Origin of the sequence: Methylobacterium sp. 391_Methyba4, assembly GCF_029691625.1 — a bacterium.
Classification (GTDB): Bacteria; Pseudomonadota; Alphaproteobacteria; order Rhizobiales; family Beijerinckiaceae; genus Methylobacterium; species Methylobacterium fujisawaense.
In genome coordinates this window covers 3,924,564-3,940,123 of the sequence record NZ_CP121475.1, presented here as the reverse complement: position 1 = coordinate 3,940,123, position 15,560 = coordinate 3,924,564, and the positions used below count along the sequence as shown (strand labels likewise).

The following is a 15,560-nucleotide window of genomic DNA, read 5'->3' as shown; positions in this document are numbered from 1 at the left end:
CCTCAGAACGACGTCACGCGGACGCCGCCGTAGACAGCGAGCCCCGGGCCCTGGAAGCCAGTCGGGTTCTGGTAGCGCTTGTCGAACAGGTTATCGATCCGCCCGAATACCGTCAGGGTCTCGCTCCAGGCGTAGTTGACCGACAGGTTCACTAGCGTGAAGCCGGGGGCCTTCAGGCGAGGCACGGAGAAGTCCCGGTTGCCGTCCACGAACGACCCCAGCACGATGAGCGTGCCGGTTATGGTCAGGCCCGGCATCAGGTTCCAGATCGCGGTGGCGCTGACCTTGTTGCGAGGCCGACGCAGCAGCTCCTGGTGGGCGATCTCGTCCTTCGTCACCGTGGTGGTCCAGTCGAGCCGCCCGCTCCAGAACTCGTTGAAGCGCAGGGCGACGAAGCTCTCGGTGCCGTAGGCAGTCGCCTGACCGACGTTCACGTTGGTGGAGAAGGTCGGGTAGTAGGCCGTCTGGATCAGGTTCTTGAAGTCGGTCTGATAGTAGGTCGCGCCCACGGTCATGAACCCGTCGAACAGCGGCTGCTCGAAGCCGCCGTCGAACCCGAAGCTTTCCTCCGGCCGTAGGTTCGGGTTTCCGAAGAAGCGGAAGCCCGGATAGTCCTGGTAGAGCTGGCTCAGGGTCGGCGGTTTGAAGCCGGTCCCGACGCTGCCCTTCAGGCGGGTGTCGGTGGCGGGCACGATGTAGCTCGGCGCCACCCGAAAGGTGGTCGCGCCGCCGAACTGGTCGTTCGAGTCGTGGCGGATGTTGGCGACCAGCGCGGCGCCCGCGAAGGGTGTCGTCTGAAGCTCGGCGAAGCCGGCGGTGTTGCCGTTGGACCGGTCGATGCCGGTCGTCTCGAAGCGCTCGTCCTCGCGCTGTGCCCCAAACAGGACGAGGTTGCCGGGTGAGACCTGCCAGTCGCCGCGGTAATCGAACCGGGTCCGCTCGCCGAGGTAGGTGGTGGGTGTCGGCGGCGCGAGCGGGTCGAGCGGGCCGGCGAATAGCCGGTCGAACTTCGAGTAGTTCGCCCCGAAGACGTTGTGGAAGCCGGGCACCGGGGTCCACTCGGCCTCGCCCCTCATGATCAGTTGCTGCTGGTCGTTGAGGTTCCGGTACGGCAGCGGCACGTACGGGAAGCCGCCGTCGGCCTGGTCGAGGTAGGCGCTGTCGGAGAAGCGCAGGACGTAGTTGAGGCGGAACTCGTCGGTGAGTTGCGCCCCGAGCTTGGTCGAGACCGTCTTGATGTCGGTGAAGGCGGTCCGCAACGGCACCCCGCGGGGCAGCAGCTCGAACGGGGTAATCTGGAGGGCCGATTGCCGGATGTGGCCGACCGACACCGAGTAGTCGAAGATGCCCTCCGACCCGGAGATGTTGCCGAACTGGTTGAAGGTGCCGAACGAGCCGCCTTCGACCGTCGCCGTTGCCCGAGTTGGCCCTTCGCCACGCTTGGTCACGACGGAGATGACGCCGCCGATGGCGTCGGCCCCGTAGAGGCCGCTCTGGGGCCCGCGCAGCACTTCGATCCGCGAGAGGTCGTAGGTCTGCAACTGGCTGAAGTCGAAGGCGCGGTTCGGGGTCGAGGGGTCGTTGACGTCGATGCCGTCAATCTGAACCTTCACGTGGTTCGAGTTGGTGCCGCGGATGAAGACCGAGGTCTGGCCGCCGGCGCCGCCGGTCTGCACGACGTTGAGGCCCGGCACCTGCTGCAGAGCATCCGGCACCGTCCGGCGCTGCTGCTCCTGAAGCAGGCGGTCGGTGAGCACGGTGACACTCGATCCTGTGTTGGCAATCGGCGTCGGCACGCCGGTAGCCGACACGGAGATCTCGGACAGCGAGACCGCGGCCTGCGCGCCTCCCTGAGCATCGGCGAAGGGCGCGGCGACCTGCTGCGAGCGGGCGGGAATGGAGACGAGCAGCGCGGATGCGGCGCAGGACAACGCCAGCGTGCGCCGGAGCGCGGAGGAAACGGGACTGGACACGGGACGGCCTCGGGGGACGGCTGTGGCACGTCACCGCGAACGAGGCCTCGGCGGTCGCGTCCTCCAAGGAACCACGACGCCGCGACACCTCCCAGGACACCCCGCCCGGCAAGCTCCGCGTGTGACCACGGCTGACGGCAGGTCTCCTGGCTCGCGGGTCGTCGCCCTCTCATCGTCTTCCCGGGCGAGGCCGCCCAGTGACGTGGTGATGAAGGACTCGCCGCTTACAGTTGCGGGGGCAGCCGCGGCATCGGTCGAGCCCTCACGGGCGTGACCTCACCGCGTTCCCTTTTGATCCCCGAGGGGAACCGTCACGCTCAAGCTAAGCTGCCGTGTGTCTATCCGTCAATGTATGGAAACACATTGTACAGATGTGTGGCGTCCGGGACGGATCGGTCTTTGTCCCGTCTGATACCCGGGAACGGTCAAGGAGCATCCGCCGGTCTGACCTCGATACGGTCGAATCCACCGAGGCGATAGACGAGGAACGAAAGGAGCCACGCCGCCGCGAATAGGCCCACGATGCCGAAGCCCAGCACGCCGAAATGGTCGTTGATCGCGGCGACCCGCTGCCAGAACCAGCCCTGGAGGTTGAGCTTGTCTGCCAGGAGGTTCAGCGCCTCCAACGTGCCGACCACCAGCGCGACCGCCACCGACACCAGAGTGATGGTGAGGTTGTAGAACAGCTTCCGCATGGGCTGGACGTAGGCCCAGCTGTAGGCGCCGAGCATCAGCACGCCGTCGGTTGCGTCGACCAGCGTCATCCCGGCGGTAAACAGCGCCGGGAAGACCAGGATCGTCCAGAGGTCGGTACCCTGGCTCGCCTGGGCGGCCGAGAGCCCGAAGAGGCTCACCTCCGTGGCGGTGTCGAAGCCGAGCGCGAAGAGCAGGCCCAGCGGATACATGTGCCAGGAGCGCGTCACGAGGCGGAACAGCGGCCGCAGGATCCGGGCGAGAACGCCTTGATTGGCGAGCAGCATGTCGAGGTCAGCCTCGACGTAGCGGCCGGTGCGCCGCACCTGTCGAAACGCGCGCCAGACGCCCACCAAGACCACGAGATTCACGATACCGATGAGGATCAGGAAGGCGGCCGAGACGCCGGTGCCGATCAGGCCGCCGAGTTCCCGGTAGCCTTCCGAGGCCGTGATCAGGCTGGTCGCGGCCAGCGCCACCGCGGCCGCGGCCACCACCACGACGGTGGAATGGCCGAGGGCGAACCAGAAGCCGACCGAGACCGGCCGCTGGCCGGCCTGCATCAGCTTGCGGGTGACGTTGTCGATGGCGGCGATGTGGTCGGGATCGACCGCGTGGCGCAGCCCGAAGACGTAGGCCAGCAGCGCGGTCGAGAGCAGGGCCGGCTGCCCGGCGAACAGGCTGTAGGCCCACGACCAAGCGGCGATGTTAGCCGCGATCAGGACAAGGTAGAGCAGCGTGACCCTGCTTCTGATGGAGCGAGGCCTCGCCTCTCGATTGCGACTGGGGCCGACCATCACTTCGCTTCAGATGACTGCATCACCGTCCCTGAGCCACAGGCGCGACTTGCCGACAATGGAAGGGGCCTTCAAAAGGTCGCCACCGAGGCTCCCCCTCGCTTGCACAAGACGATGCCGACGAACTCTGCCTTGGAAACCGTTCGCCGGCGATGGTCGAACGAGCGCCCTTTTTCCGGGAACACCAGGGAAAGCCTGCAACGAAAAATGGCCTGTGGTGCGCTACGCCCTGACATTCGGGAGCAAGTAGAACGAGAGTTGCACTGGCGTACGCGTCATGAACTTGGCTGATGCGCTCGCTCAAGATCTGGACGTTCGTGAAGTCGCCAGCGCCTCGAACCTTCGGCATCAGAACCGCCCGGCGATGGTGAGGCGCACGGCCGTGGGCTCGACAGGGTGAAAGACGCGGTCGATCAGCCCCTCGGCCGGCTCGCCAGGTAGGCGGGATACGTAGGCGTACGTGATCTGGTCGGACTTGCTGTTGGTCAGGTTCAGTACGTCCAACGAGACGCTGATGCCGTTCTCGAAGTTGTAGCCGACCCGGCCGTTGAGGAGCGCCGTCGGGCGCGAACGGATCGAGTTGTCCTCGATCAGCGGGCGCGGGCCGAAGTAGCGGAACCGCAACGAACCGAACCAGCCGAGGGGCTCGCCGAAGGTCACGCCCGCCGAAGCGATGGTCGTGGGGGCTTCCGGCACCCGGTTGCCGACCGGATCGTAGTCCGAGAACCGGGCGTTGGTGATCGTGAGGTCCCCCTCCAGCGAGAGCCAGGGCGTCACCGCATAGCGGTTGGTCCATTCCACACCGAAGCGCCGGGTCGGGCGGCTCGGCTCCGTGGTGCCGGTGTCGCCCTGGAACAGGTTCTCCGAGGCGAAGTCGAGCCGGAACAGGGCGACCGCCGTCTCCAGTCCGGCGATTGAGCGGTTGCGCAGGCCAATCTCGTAGCCCGTTGACGGCACGAGGAAGGGCGAGCGCGTGGTGTTGAAGAGGGACGATGTCGGATCGACGGTGGCGGTCACGCCGCGCACGTCGTTCGAGTGGAAGCCGCCGCCGTAGTTCACGTAGAGCTCGGTGTCGAACCAGGGCCCCAGCACAAGGCCGAGCTTCGGGTTGACGATGGCATCCCGCGCCTTGCCGGAGTTGGCCGGCGTGTCGGAGACGACGCTCGCGTAGTAGCCGTCGGCACGGAAGCCGACGCTGGTGCGCAGCCAGTCGGTCCAGCGCACACGGTTGTCGAAATAGAAGGCCCCGCTCGTCTCCAGCACCCGGTCGTCGAGCACGCCGGAGCGGTACTGGCGGTTCGTCGTGTTAAATAGGCCAACGCGGATCGAGTCCGTGCGGGTCTGGACGCCGATCTCGTTCTCCATGGGCAGGCCGAACAGGTCGCCCTGGAAGATGTGCAGGGCCTCGCCGCCGCCGATGATGCGCTGGTCGAGCTGGTGGAACTGGTCGCCGTTGACCGGGTCGTTGAGGAAGTAGGTGAAGTCGTTGAATAGGTTGAGCTGCGAGCGGATCACGTAGGCCGAGGCCCGGGTGATGCCGGTGTCGTCCGTCGCGCTGAACTTGCCCGAAATCGAGAAGCGGGACGTATCGCCCCCGTCGGTCGGGTTGATCGTGCCGTAGCGGCTGATCAGCCCTTCCGTGACCGCCCGCTCGGGGATCTGGTTGGTGGCCGTCCACTTCGCCGCGTAAGCCATGCCGGTGACGGAGAAGCCGTCCAGCGCCGTGCCCTGGCTGTAGCGGGCCACGCCGTTGATCTTGCGCAGGACGTCCGGGACGACCCAAGGGCCGTTGTAGACTTGCGCCTCGCCGGCCAGGAGGAGGTTGCCCTCGCCGAGCGGGACGGTGGTGATCGAGAGCGCCCGCTTGTAGCCGAAGCTGCCGATAGAGGTGAGGGCGACGTTCTTGGGAGTGCTGTCGAGATAGTCGATGCGCACCGAGCCGGCCGAGGCGAAGTCGCCGTCGCGGACGAAGTACGGCCCCTTGTGGAACTCCACCGCCCCGACGAGTTCGGGGATCAGGAAGTTGATGTCGGCATAGCCCTGGCCATGGGCGTGGGTCCGCATGTTGAGCGGCATGCCATCCAGAAAAAGGGCTATATCGGTGCCGTGGTCCAGGTTGAACCCGCGAAGGAAGAACTGGTTGGCTTTGCCCTCGCCGGAGTGCTGGGTGACGATCAGGCCTGGCACAGATTCCAGCACCTCGCCGGGTCGGGTGACCGGCCGGCTGTTGACCTGCGCGCCCGTGATGACGCCGGAGCTGGCGGAAGCCACGGGCGTGCTGATGCCGCCGATGCCGGTCGTGCCGCCCACATAGCCCGCGCTCGCAGCCGGACCGATCTGCGGGGACGCGGCTGAGGCGGTCTCGGCGGTGACAGAAATCTCCTCCAGCGTCGTCTCGCCGGTCGCCGCGCTCGGGGCGGATCGGTCCTGGGCTGAGGCTGCGGATGCGAGCGCAGCGAGGCCGGACAAGGTCAATAGTATTCGGGTGGGTGGGCGACGGGACACGGGACCTAGGGCGACGGCAGTGGCACGTCACCGCGAATGAGGTCTCCGCGCTTAGCAATAGCCCGGCGCTTCGACACCCGTCAGGACACCCCGCCCGACGCGTTTCGCGTGTGACCACGGCTGACGGCAGGTCTCCTGGCTCGCGGGTCACCGCCCTCGCACCGTCTTCCCGGATGAGGCCCATCCAGTGACGCGGTGGTGCTGAGCTCGCCGCTTACAGTTGCGGGGGCAGCCGCGGCTTCGGGGCTGGGCCCTTCACCACGTTCCCTTTTGATCCCCGAGGGGAACCGTCGAGCGAAGCTTAGCATTCGGGCTTCGCCGACCGTCAAGGCTTAACGGCCGTTTTACGTCTGAGTGGTGACCTTCATCCCTGGGGTGTGTCGAAACGGCGACGTGGACGCGCCCTCTACGGCCATCGGCGAGCGCGGCATGATCGTCGAAGATGGGTGGGTTTCTGCCGGTCTGCTTCTGTGCGACACGGGCACCCGAGCGGACATCACCTCAACGACCTAGACGGTCAGAGGCGAGTGGTCAGGTCCGTCAACCAATTTGGCGAGGCGTTGACGAGAATGGTCTCCGCAGCCTTGTCGTAGCCCGTGGCGATCATCAGGCCGGTGGCCACGAGGATGGCGCCCAGAGTGACCTTCAGGCCCTTGCCGAGCCCCATCATCCGGTTGCGCCAGCGCATCAGCATCTCGCGGGACAGCGTCCCGAGGAGCAGAAGCGGAAGTCCGGCGCCCAGGCCAAATAGGAGCATCGTCAGAGCGACGGTGCCGAGGTCGCGTCCCTGCGAGGCCAGCAGCGAGGCCGCCCCGAGGGTCGGTCCGACGCAGGGGCTCCAGACCGCGCCGAGCAGCAGCCCGACCCCGAACTGTCCCAGAAGTCCGGCAGTCGAGAAGCCACCGAACCGGCTATCGGTCCAGTTGCTCACCGGGCCGGCGGCGACAGCAAGCCGGGCCTGGGCGGCCGGAACCATCAGGACGAGCCCGATCAGGACCAGCATGATGGCCGCCACGGTGCGGAAGACATCGACATCTAGGCCGAGGGCGAACCCTACGGTCGCCACGAACAGCCCGATGGCCACGAAGGATAGCGCGAGGCCGGCAGCCAGGGCGGCGGGGCCGAGCCTGTGCTCCGATGCGGCCGCGCCCAGGACCAGCGGCAGCAAGGGCAACACGCAGGGGGACAGCACCGAGAGGATGCCGGCCAAGAACGCGAGGCCGAACGTCGTGGCCATCATCGACCTACAACGCCTTCTCGACAGCGCCCTCGATCCACTCCGGCCGGGTGTCACCGACCGAACGACCCGTCTCCTTCTCGCCCTTGAAGGTGATCAGGGTGCTCTGTGTCGTCACGCCGAACCGCTTCAGCACGTCCTTGCGGCTGTCGAAGTCGACGTCGAACACCTGCAGGTCCTTGAACCGGGGCTGGGCTTCCAGCTTAGCGAGGATTGGCTTCTGCGCCGCGCAGACGGTGCACCACGGCGCGGTGACATGGACGAGGATCGGCTTGCCGGCCTTCTGCGCCGCCTCGAAGGCATCAGGCGTGAAGACGGCCTCGGCTGCATTCGCAGCGGTACCAAACAGCAGGGGAGCGGTAGCCAGCGCGCCGAGCAGGAAGCGACGGGTGGTCATAGGCTGTCTATGTCCTTGTGATGGGTGGAGGCGAACGGGCGGCTCAATTGGTTGCGTGTGTGACGGCGCGGTCTACGTTCACGCGCTCGGCCCAATCCTTGGCCTCGGACTGACCCTTGAGGTCGATGAGCCGGGCGCCGCTGACGTCGACGTTCTTGAAATCGGCTCCGGTGACCGTAGCGCCCGTCAGGTTGGCGCCTGATAGGTCCGATCCCATCAGCACCACGTCGGTGAGGTCGGCATCCTTCAAGTTGGCGTATTCGAGCCGAGACCGGCCGAGGTTAGCGCCCTTCAGGTTGGCGCCGGAGAGGTTCACCGACACGAACACGGCCCGCATCAGGCCCATGGACTGGTTCTTGATGTCGGCGCCGCCTTTAAGGTCGATCAGCGTCGCGCCGCTCATGTTGGCACCTTTGAAGTCGCCAATGGGCATGGCGCGACTGAGGTCGGCGCCGCTGAGGTTGGCGTCGCGGGCGGTGATGCCGAACATTTTCGTGTCCGCGAGCTTGGCGCCGGACAGGTCGGCCTTCAGGAGCCATGCCTGTTCGAGGTTCGCGCCGGTGAGGTCCGCCCCACGCAGATTGGTGTTGTTCAGGCGCGCGGTCCGCAGGTTGGCCCCCCGCAGGCTTAACCCGGAGAGATCGAGGCCGGACAGGGATTTGTCGCGGAGGTCGACCGGCTTGCCGTCCGCAGCCTTGATCAGCGCCTCGACGTCGGCACGGCTCATGTCGGCCTTGGTCATTGCGGGTGAGGACATGTCTGCCCCGAGTAGGAGATCCTGTTCGGCCACGGCAGGGCCGGCGGCGAGGACGGCGAGCATGAAGCTCAGGGCGAGGCGGCGCATCGGTTCACTCCCGGCGGGCACCGCGCGGGGCGGGCGCCCGTATCGTGTTCGTTGTGATGCGATGCTATGCCGGGCCGCTGCACCCGGTCGGTGACCCAGGTCACACAAGTCCGGAGCGGCGGGAGAAAAACGCAACGCGAGCCGGACGATCAGCCCGTCGTCATGGCCGGGGGGACCACGCCAGCCATGACGGACGCCCAGAAGGTCGAGCGATGGATCGACCGGTTTCCGCTGCTCCAAGCTCTCAGCCCGGCGCACCTCCAGATCGCCCGGGGAACCGTGCATTTTCCGGTGCTGAACGCGGGCGCCACCGCCTACGAACTTGATGGCGAGTGCGCCAACTACCTGATGTGCGTGGAGGGCCGCACGCGTGTTTTTCGCATGTCGGAGGGCGGGCGCGAGGTGCTGATCTACAAGGTTGGCCCGGGCGGAACCTGCGCCCTGACTACACAGTGTCTCTTGTCCGGCGGCACGTTCCCGGCACAGAGCGTGGCGGAGGAGCGGACCGAACTGGCCGCTCTTCCTGTAACCACATTCCAGCACCTACTAGGCGAGAGCGCTGCGTTCCGCAGCTTCGTCATGGATGACTACACGCGGCTGATGTCCGGCCTGTTCACGCTGATCGACGAGGTCGCATTCGCGCCGTTGAAGCAGCGCCTCGCCCAACGGCTCCTGGCCGAAGCCAATCCGCGGGGTGTTGCCGCAGTGACCCATCAGAAGCTCGCGGACGACGTTGGCAGCGTCCGCGAGGTGGTAAGCCGCCTTCTGGGGCAATGGGCCGAGGCGGGTCTGATCGAACTTCGTCGAGGCGAAGTCGAGATCGTCGACCGCACGAGCTTGGAGGCCGCAGGTCGAAGCTGACCCACGGCATGCCGGCGTCTGCTTTCGAGGCCGAAGCAAATCCCACTTTTCGACCGGGTTGGGTCAATAGGAGGCCGTCTGCTTTTGAGGCGTATGTGCTTCGAAGCAGACCGGCGGCTTTCGTGAAGAGTTTCGGGCGCCGGCAGGCGTACGAAAGTCTCCGAGGAACGAACCCGCGGGGACCGAGGCAGTCGGCTATGGGGATTGAGCGATCCGGCCTGATGGCGCGGGCGAGCGCGATGGCCGGCGAGGGGCTCGGCGGAGATGGCGGGGTGATCCGCCGGGACAGGCCGACGGCCAGCACGGGGTGGTCGGAGCGATGGCCGGCGGGTCTCGGTCTGGATCGGGCGGCCGGAAGTGCGGGTCGAGGCGGTCGGGGCGCAACGCTCCTCCGGCCGCGGCTCGAAGGCCGGCGGCATGATGGTGGCTGACGACGTGCCGGGTCACGGTGCTCTCATCCCGGTCAGGGCGGACGCGGTCGGCGGACCGCGCGGTTGCAGGAAGCGGCCGAAGGTCTCGACGACCGTCATGCGGCCGCCGCAGCACCGGCAGGGTGAGCGCCAGTCGGGCGGCGCCGTGGGCTCGGGCGGGATGACCGGCGGCGGGACGGCGAGCAGCGCTCGGATACGGGTGAGGTTGGCCCGGCGGCCGGCGCTGGCGAGCAGACCGTAGTGGCGGATGCGGTGGAAGCCCTTGGGTAGGACGTGCAGCAGGAAGCGCCGGATAAACTCGTGCGGGCCCAGCGTCAGGGTGCCGTAGCGCTCAGGCCCGTCGCGACGGTAGTCCTTGATGCGGAAGGTGACGCCGGCCTCATCGAAGCTCATCAGCCGGCTGTTCGAGATCGCCACACGGTGGGTGTAGCGCGACAGGTAGGCCAGCACCGCCGCGGGACCGGCGAACGGGGCTTTGGCGTAGACGACCCAGCGCTTCGTCCGGGCCGGGGACAGATGGCGCAGGAAGGCGCGGCGCTCGGCCAGGGGCGCTAGGCCGCCAAAGAAGACGAGCCGTCCGGCCGCGTGCAGCGCGCTCAGCCCGACCAGGAACAGGCGGCGGAACAGCTTGCCCAGCACCCGCACCGGCAGGAGGAAGGCCGGCCGCGACGACACCCACCGTGCACCATCAGGCGAGAGGCCGCCGCCGGGCACGATCATGTGGACGTGGGGATGATGCGTCAGCGCCGAGCCCCAGGTGTGCAGCACGGCGGTCAGGCCGATGCGGGCGCCGAGGTGCCTGGGATCGGCAGCGATGGTCAGCATCGTCTCCGACGCCGCGCGGAACAGCAGGTCGTAGACGGCGGCCTTGTTCTGGAGGGCGATGTCGGCGACCTGCGTCGGCAGGGTGAACACGACGTGGAAGTAGCCCACCGGCAGCAGGTCGGCCTCGCGCTCGGCCAGCCATGTGCGGGCCGCCGCCCCTTGGCATTTGGGGCAGTGCCGGTTGCGGCAGGAGTTGTAGGCGATCCGCCGGTGGCCGCAGTCGCCGCAGCCCTCGACGTGGCCGCCGAGCGCGGCGGTGCGGCAGTGCTCGATCGCCGCCATGACCTTGAGCTGCCGCAGGCTCAGGTGGCCGGCCTGGGCCGCCCGGTAGGCCGGCCCAGCAGCGCGGAAGACGTCGGCGACCTCGATCGCGGCGCGCACCGTCTCAGCCGGGCGCGATCTCTCCCGTCTTGAACAGACCCAGCTTGTCCAGCGGACTGGTCACGGTGCGTACCGTGCGGGTGGCGACCTTGGTGTAGAACGCCGTGTTCTCCAGCTTGGCGTGCCCGAGCAAGACCTGGATCACCCGGATGTCGATGCCGTCCTCCAAGAGGTGGGTGGCGAAGCTGTGGCGCAGGGTGTGCGGGCCGACCCGCTTGGCGATATCGGCCGCCCGGGCCGCCTCGACCACGATGCGGTGGAGGTGGCGGGTGCTGATCGGCTTCATCGGATGCTGGCCCGGGAACAGCCAGCCGTCACGCTGCATGACGCCCTGCTGGCGTCCGACCTTCCACCACTGGCGCAGCAGGGTGAGCAGGTCCGCCGGGAGCAGCGCGTTGCGGTATCGTCCGCCCTTGCCGCGCTCGACCCGGATGAGCATGCGCGCGCTGTCGATGTCGATGACTTTGAGCGCTGCGACCTCGGCCACGCGCAGGCCGGCGCCATAGGCCACCGACAGAGCAGCCTGATGCTTGAGGCAGGTGGTGGCGTCGAGCAGCCGGGTGACCTCGTCGCGGCTGAGCACCACCGGCAGCGTGCGCGGATAGGCGAGCCGGACGAGCTGGCGCGCGAGGTCGGGCCGGTCGAGGGTGTGGGTGAAGAAGAAGCGCAATGCCGAGACGATGGCGTTGAGGGTCGGCACCGGCACGCCGGCCTCGCGCTGCTCGACCTGGAAGCGGCGCAGGTCCTGCGCGGTGGCCGTGTCGGGCCGGCGCCCGAGGAAGGTGGCGAGGCGGCCGACGTCGCGGATGTAGTTGCGCTGGGTCTCGTGCGAGAACCGGCGCAGGCTCATGTCGTCGATCAGGCGCTGGCGCAGGGGGCTGACCGCGCTGGCGGGGAGAAGATCGTGCATCGTGGGGCTCCTCGGATGAAGGAGCCTCGATGCTCGACCCGCCTCCGACGGGCCTCAAACGATGCGCGACGGTCCCGACCCTACCGCGCCCTCACCACACGCACCCTCCCGCGCAGCGGGTTCGTTCTACGGCCATCTCCTGCCGGATCCGGAGACCCTCCGCGCGTCTCAGATGGGTGGTTTTAAGACCGTCCGCTTCTGGACGGCCAGAGCATCACAGCGGACGTAGACGCTGGTCCTCTCTGGACCCGTAGCCGCGCCGCCCCTTGGCCGTTAAGCTTCCTCTATGAGCACCGAAGCGCGAGCCCTTTCCTCGAAGATTGTTCGCTTGAGCGGCACCGATGCTGCCGCCTTCCGCGGACTACGACTCGAAGGGCTTCATGAGCATCCAGAAGCGTTCGGCGCATCCTGGGAAGATGAAGCCAGACAATCGGAAGCGGAATTTGCGGCTAGGCTAGATAGCGGTGTTGTGTTTGGGGCAAAAACTGAAGATGCCGCGCGCCTTGATGTGATTGTCGGGATACATCGCCCTACGGCAGCCAAAATAAAGCATAAGGCAGTTATATGGGGCATGTACGTCCGTGCGGAAGCTCGTCGGTTCGGTCTGGGCGCAGCACTACTGAGAGCGGCTATTGAGCATGCCACCCTGTCGGTAGAAGAGCTCACCTTAAGTGTGGGGGCTGAAAACAAGGGCGCTCTTGATCTTTACAAATCCGCAGGGTTTCGAAAATATGGGCTCGAACTTAGAGCGTTGAAGATTGGCAATATTTACTACGATGAGGTGTTGATGTCGCTTTCGCTATCAGAAATCTGAACCTCCGCTTTGCGCCGAAGTTGCCGAACGAGCGACAGCGGTCCGCTTTGAAGAAGCGCCGACATCGCTCCCGTCGGCTGTATCGGGTCGCTGTCGGACCGGCCGCCTCGGGTGGATCGCTGCCGGTCCACTCGGGAGCGGCAAGCCGTGGAAACGGTAGTTGTCTTGCCTCCCACTTCAGATCCATAGCGGGCATCGAAGCTACCTTAGGATGGCATGGTGACCCGATCGAAAGGCATCTGCCGTAGCAACGTCGTCGGGTGCCACCGGATGCAATGATGGACACAGAGACGGTTTGGGTGCCGGGATTGGCGACGTTCGCCCGGACCTATGCAGTCCCACCTATTTCAGTTGGACTGCCCCTCGAAGTTCGAACTCGTGTGGGCTGGCAGCTTCTCTATGCCTTCCTCGCCTTCGCCGCTGGCCTAGTCAGCATCCTCGTCATCATCGTAGCGATCTGGCTGGCGGCTTCGTATCCAGCAGAATGGGTCACCTGGGTGGTTGCTCTAAGCTGCCTGCCGCCCTCCTTTGTCGGAGGGATCTCCGGTCCCGCTATCGCTTGGAATTGTCTTAAGGACGCTGCTCGATCAGACCCTGTCCTGATCGTTCGCGCGGATGGCTTGGAGGATCGACGTGCACGGGCGATGATCCCGTGGGCTGCAGTTTCCGAGGCCCGCATGGTCTATTCCTATGCGATCGGCGGCCTGAACCACGTCCATCTTACGCTTCGGATGCCGGTCCCTGCCCAGCATAACCCGTTCCGCCCGGGAACGATGGGCTATCTATCGCGCAGGCGGCCAGATGCATTGCAGGTCCCTGTGATCCTGCTCGACGTAAAAGCCTACACGCTCGCGCAAATCGTCGCTGCCCTCGTCAAGCGGCATGGGGGAGAGGTTACGGTCGTCGGTGGTCCGATGCTGCCAGGCTAAAATCGAAGGCGTCCGTCCTCGTCCTCGGGCCGAAGTTGCCGGACGGCTAACGAACGGCCGCTTTGGAGAAGCGACGAAGGCGGTCCGGGCGACCGGGTTGGGTCGATAGGGGTCTGTCCGCTTTTCTGGCTGCCCATCTCCGAACCGGCCGTTCCGCTTACGGCCAGTGCCGGCCATGCCGGCATGTCCTACTGAACAATTGAGTTGGGTGGTTTATCTGCCAGTCCGCCTCCACTCAAACATGAAACAGAATCAGACGTTCGCAGATTCGTGTCAGGCCGCCGCCCAGGCGACCGCATCAGCGCCGGCCGGCAGGCGCATCGGGGAAGTCGGATAGGTTGCCGCGCCCCAGACCGCCTCGGCCACGTCTGAGGCCCGGGTCAGCTCTTCCGTCACCTGTGCCCAGCTTGTCAGCAGGATATTGCAGTGGAGCAACACGTGCCGACGATACCGAGGGACTAGATGCAGAACCCAGAGCGGAAGCGCCTTTTCATACAGAAGTCGGCCTCCGAGGCTGTCTCGAAGAAGCTCAGCCATCGCGCCTCGCAGAATTCTTTTAACCGTCCACCTCTTTCCGACTCGGTGCCCCATAGCCGCTGTTGTAGAACGTCGAGCAAGATTTTTAGGTGTAGGTGATGGCGAAGAAGCCCATCAAGCCACGGGTGCAGACCGAATTCCTCCCAGGCCAACTAGACATGGTTGACTGGATGGGGGATTGAGATGGCTGAAGAATGGGTCAGCCGCTGATGACCACGAGACTGCAGACGACATCGATCAGCATGCGTACATTGGTCCGTTACGCGCGACCAGATATCAACTTCCGCTGCTGCGAGCTCCGCGCTTGCCCGCCATTGTTCAGATGCGCGTTTTGGCTACAGCTATTTGGGGATCTACTTGGCACGGTCGCGCAGCCCGTGAGCTTGGAGTCGACCAGAAGCAACTTCGACGCTGGGAGGAGACGGATCCGAACACTATGCAGTTTCGAGGAACGCCGCCCTCCAAACATATTGAGAGGCTGCGCGAAGTAGCCGAGAGCTATAGGGAAGGAATTAAGCTAGCTCTATCTTCGAGCGACCCACCCCTTGACGCTTCTCCAGAAGCGCACCCGGTCAAAGAACGCGGCGTCACACCCTTTCGCTAACGTGAAGCATCAGACGCTGCCTGTGCTGTCCGCGATTTCTGACACCGAGGGTCACGAAAATTCGTTGGCGTGGCAGCAGTAGTCAGGATTTCCTGGCAGCGACCTCAGCGTTCGTCTGACGCTCGTCCGTCCCAAGCAATGTGATGTGTCAGGGTTTGCTGACATGTTCATTCCGGCGCTCAAAATTGCACAGCAGCTTATGTCAGGAGTTCGTGACATTAGATATGCGCAACTGTCGGCTCCCGTCTGGGACAAAAATTGCACCAGTGACAGCGATTGCTGACGGGCCTACCTACGCGCCGAGGCGAGCGAAGCCTTTCAGGCCTTCCAAGTTAGCCGGGGGCGAGCCATTAGCGGGGCCTTGGCTTCGCTATGCTTCACACTCGGCGCTCTACAAACGTCTCTATCGCCTGCCCCAGGACGTCCGCGAGCCCATAGGAGATGCCTTCGTAGGACTTCAGCTCTCGCACGCGCGCGCGAAGGCCGGCTCGAAGGGTTAGGTCTGATAGGGCTGTCGCGACGGCGGCGTCCACGAGCCGGGGCTCTGGGATGCCCTCCGCCTTCCTACGGGCACGCTCGGCCCGCTTCCGCTCGGCGGCATCCCGGCGTTCGCGTGCGGTGCGCGCCGAACCGGTCTCAGGCGCGCCAGCATCGGGCTCGGGATCATCGAGGGGGATGTCTTCCGGCATCTCCTCGACGAGGCCGGCAAGGACGAAGGCGGTCTCGTTGAACATGGGCTGGCTCCTCGGGGAGATCATGCCAGCCAGCCCGGCAAGGCACAGCACCATACGAAGAAGGCCCCCCGCCCGGGTGGGACGGAGG

General features: G+C 65.8%; 12 protein-coding genes, 1 pseudogene and 2 riboswitches. Of the genes and pseudogenes, 3 read left to right on the top strand and 10 right to left on the bottom strand.

The genetic code is table 11. The features are described from left to right. Nucleotides 1-2: 2 nt before the first annotated feature. From P9K36_RS18505 to P9K36_RS18480, 6 genes are all read right to left on the bottom strand, one after another. Complete coding sequence (locus tag P9K36_RS18505; RefSeq protein ID WP_278305693.1) at nucleotides 3-1,973, bottom strand: TonB-dependent receptor; 1,971 nt, start codon at nucleotides 1,971-1,973, stop codon at nucleotides 3-5. Between the two features lie 118 nt (nucleotides 1,974-2,091). Next, nucleotides 2,092-2,301, bottom strand: a riboswitch (cobalamin riboswitch). 97 nt (nucleotides 2,302-2,398) lie between these two features. Beyond that, nucleotides 2,399-3,463 carry a HoxN/HupN/NixA family nickel/cobalt transporter gene (locus P9K36_RS18500; RefSeq protein WP_278305692.1) on the bottom strand — a complete coding sequence of 355 codons (1,065 nt, stop codon included), beginning with the start codon at nucleotides 3,461-3,463 and terminating at the stop codon, nucleotides 2,399-2,401. Nucleotides 3,464-3,811: 348 nt separating this feature from the next. Then, entirely contained in the window at nucleotides 3,812-5,938 is a 2,127-nt protein-coding gene (locus P9K36_RS18495) for a TonB-dependent receptor (RefSeq protein WP_278305691.1), read from the bottom strand. A 137-nt stretch (nucleotides 5,939-6,075) separates the two neighbouring features. Continuing rightward, a riboswitch (cobalamin riboswitch) is annotated at nucleotides 6,076-6,275 on the bottom strand. Nucleotides 6,276-6,485: 210 nt separating this feature from the next. Further along, a complete protein-coding gene (locus P9K36_RS18490) occupies nucleotides 6,486-7,205 on the bottom strand; it encodes a cytochrome c biogenesis protein CcdA (RefSeq protein WP_278307303.1) in 720 nt (239 codons plus the stop codon). 7 nt (nucleotides 7,206-7,212) lie between these two features. Continuing rightward, complete coding sequence (locus P9K36_RS18485) at nucleotides 7,213-7,602, bottom strand: thioredoxin family protein (protein ID WP_278305690.1); 390 nt, start codon at nucleotides 7,600-7,602, stop codon at nucleotides 7,213-7,215. Between the two features lie 43 nt (nucleotides 7,603-7,645). Then, a complete protein-coding gene (locus tag P9K36_RS18480; RefSeq protein WP_278307302.1) occupies nucleotides 7,646-8,446 on the bottom strand; it encodes a pentapeptide repeat-containing protein in 801 nt (266 codons plus the stop codon). A gap of 186 nt (nucleotides 8,447-8,632) precedes the next feature. On the opposite strand from P9K36_RS18480, the gene P9K36_RS18475 reads away from it, so the two are divergent. After that, the gene (locus P9K36_RS18475) at nucleotides 8,633-9,307 is read left to right on the top strand and encodes a Crp/Fnr family transcriptional regulator (RefSeq protein WP_278305689.1); all 675 of its coding nucleotides are present in this window, start codon (nucleotides 8,633-8,635) and stop codon (nucleotides 9,305-9,307) included. 443 nt (nucleotides 9,308-9,750) lie between these two features. Here P9K36_RS18475 and P9K36_RS18470 read toward each other — a convergent pair whose 3' ends face one another. Next, nucleotides 9,751-10,944, bottom strand: coding sequence for an IS91 family transposase (locus P9K36_RS18470; RefSeq protein ID WP_043388075.1), 1,194 nt, complete (start codon nucleotides 10,942-10,944; stop codon nucleotides 9,751-9,753). A gap of 4 nt (nucleotides 10,945-10,948) precedes the next feature. Next, nucleotides 10,949-11,854 carry a tyrosine-type recombinase/integrase gene (locus tag P9K36_RS18465; RefSeq protein WP_179696864.1) on the bottom strand — a complete coding sequence of 302 codons (906 nt, stop codon included), beginning with the start codon at nucleotides 11,852-11,854 and terminating at the stop codon, nucleotides 10,949-10,951. 328 nt (nucleotides 11,855-12,182) lie between these two features. Here P9K36_RS18465 and P9K36_RS18460 point away from each other — a divergent pair, with 328 nt between their 5' ends. Both P9K36_RS18460 and P9K36_RS18455 read left to right on the top strand, forming a co-directional pair. Then, nucleotides 12,183-12,668, top strand: coding sequence for a GNAT family N-acetyltransferase (locus P9K36_RS18460; RefSeq protein ID WP_278305688.1), 486 nt, complete (start codon nucleotides 12,183-12,185; stop codon nucleotides 12,666-12,668). 275 nt (nucleotides 12,669-12,943) lie between these two features. Beyond that, nucleotides 12,944-13,597: a hypothetical protein gene (locus P9K36_RS18455; protein WP_278305687.1), complete on the top strand. Its 654-nt coding sequence runs from the start codon at nucleotides 12,944-12,946 to the stop codon at nucleotides 13,595-13,597. Nucleotides 13,598-13,870: 273 nt separating this feature from the next. Here P9K36_RS18455 and P9K36_RS18450 read toward each other — a convergent pair. Further along, nucleotides 13,871-13,984, bottom strand: a pseudogene (locus P9K36_RS18450) (short-chain dehydrogenase/reductase); the annotation flags it as partial. A 1,131-nt stretch (nucleotides 13,985-15,115) separates the two neighbouring features. Further along, complete coding sequence (locus P9K36_RS18445; RefSeq protein WP_278305686.1) at nucleotides 15,116-15,472, bottom strand: hypothetical protein; 357 nt, start codon at nucleotides 15,470-15,472, stop codon at nucleotides 15,116-15,118. Nucleotides 15,473-15,560 lie beyond the last annotated feature (88 nt).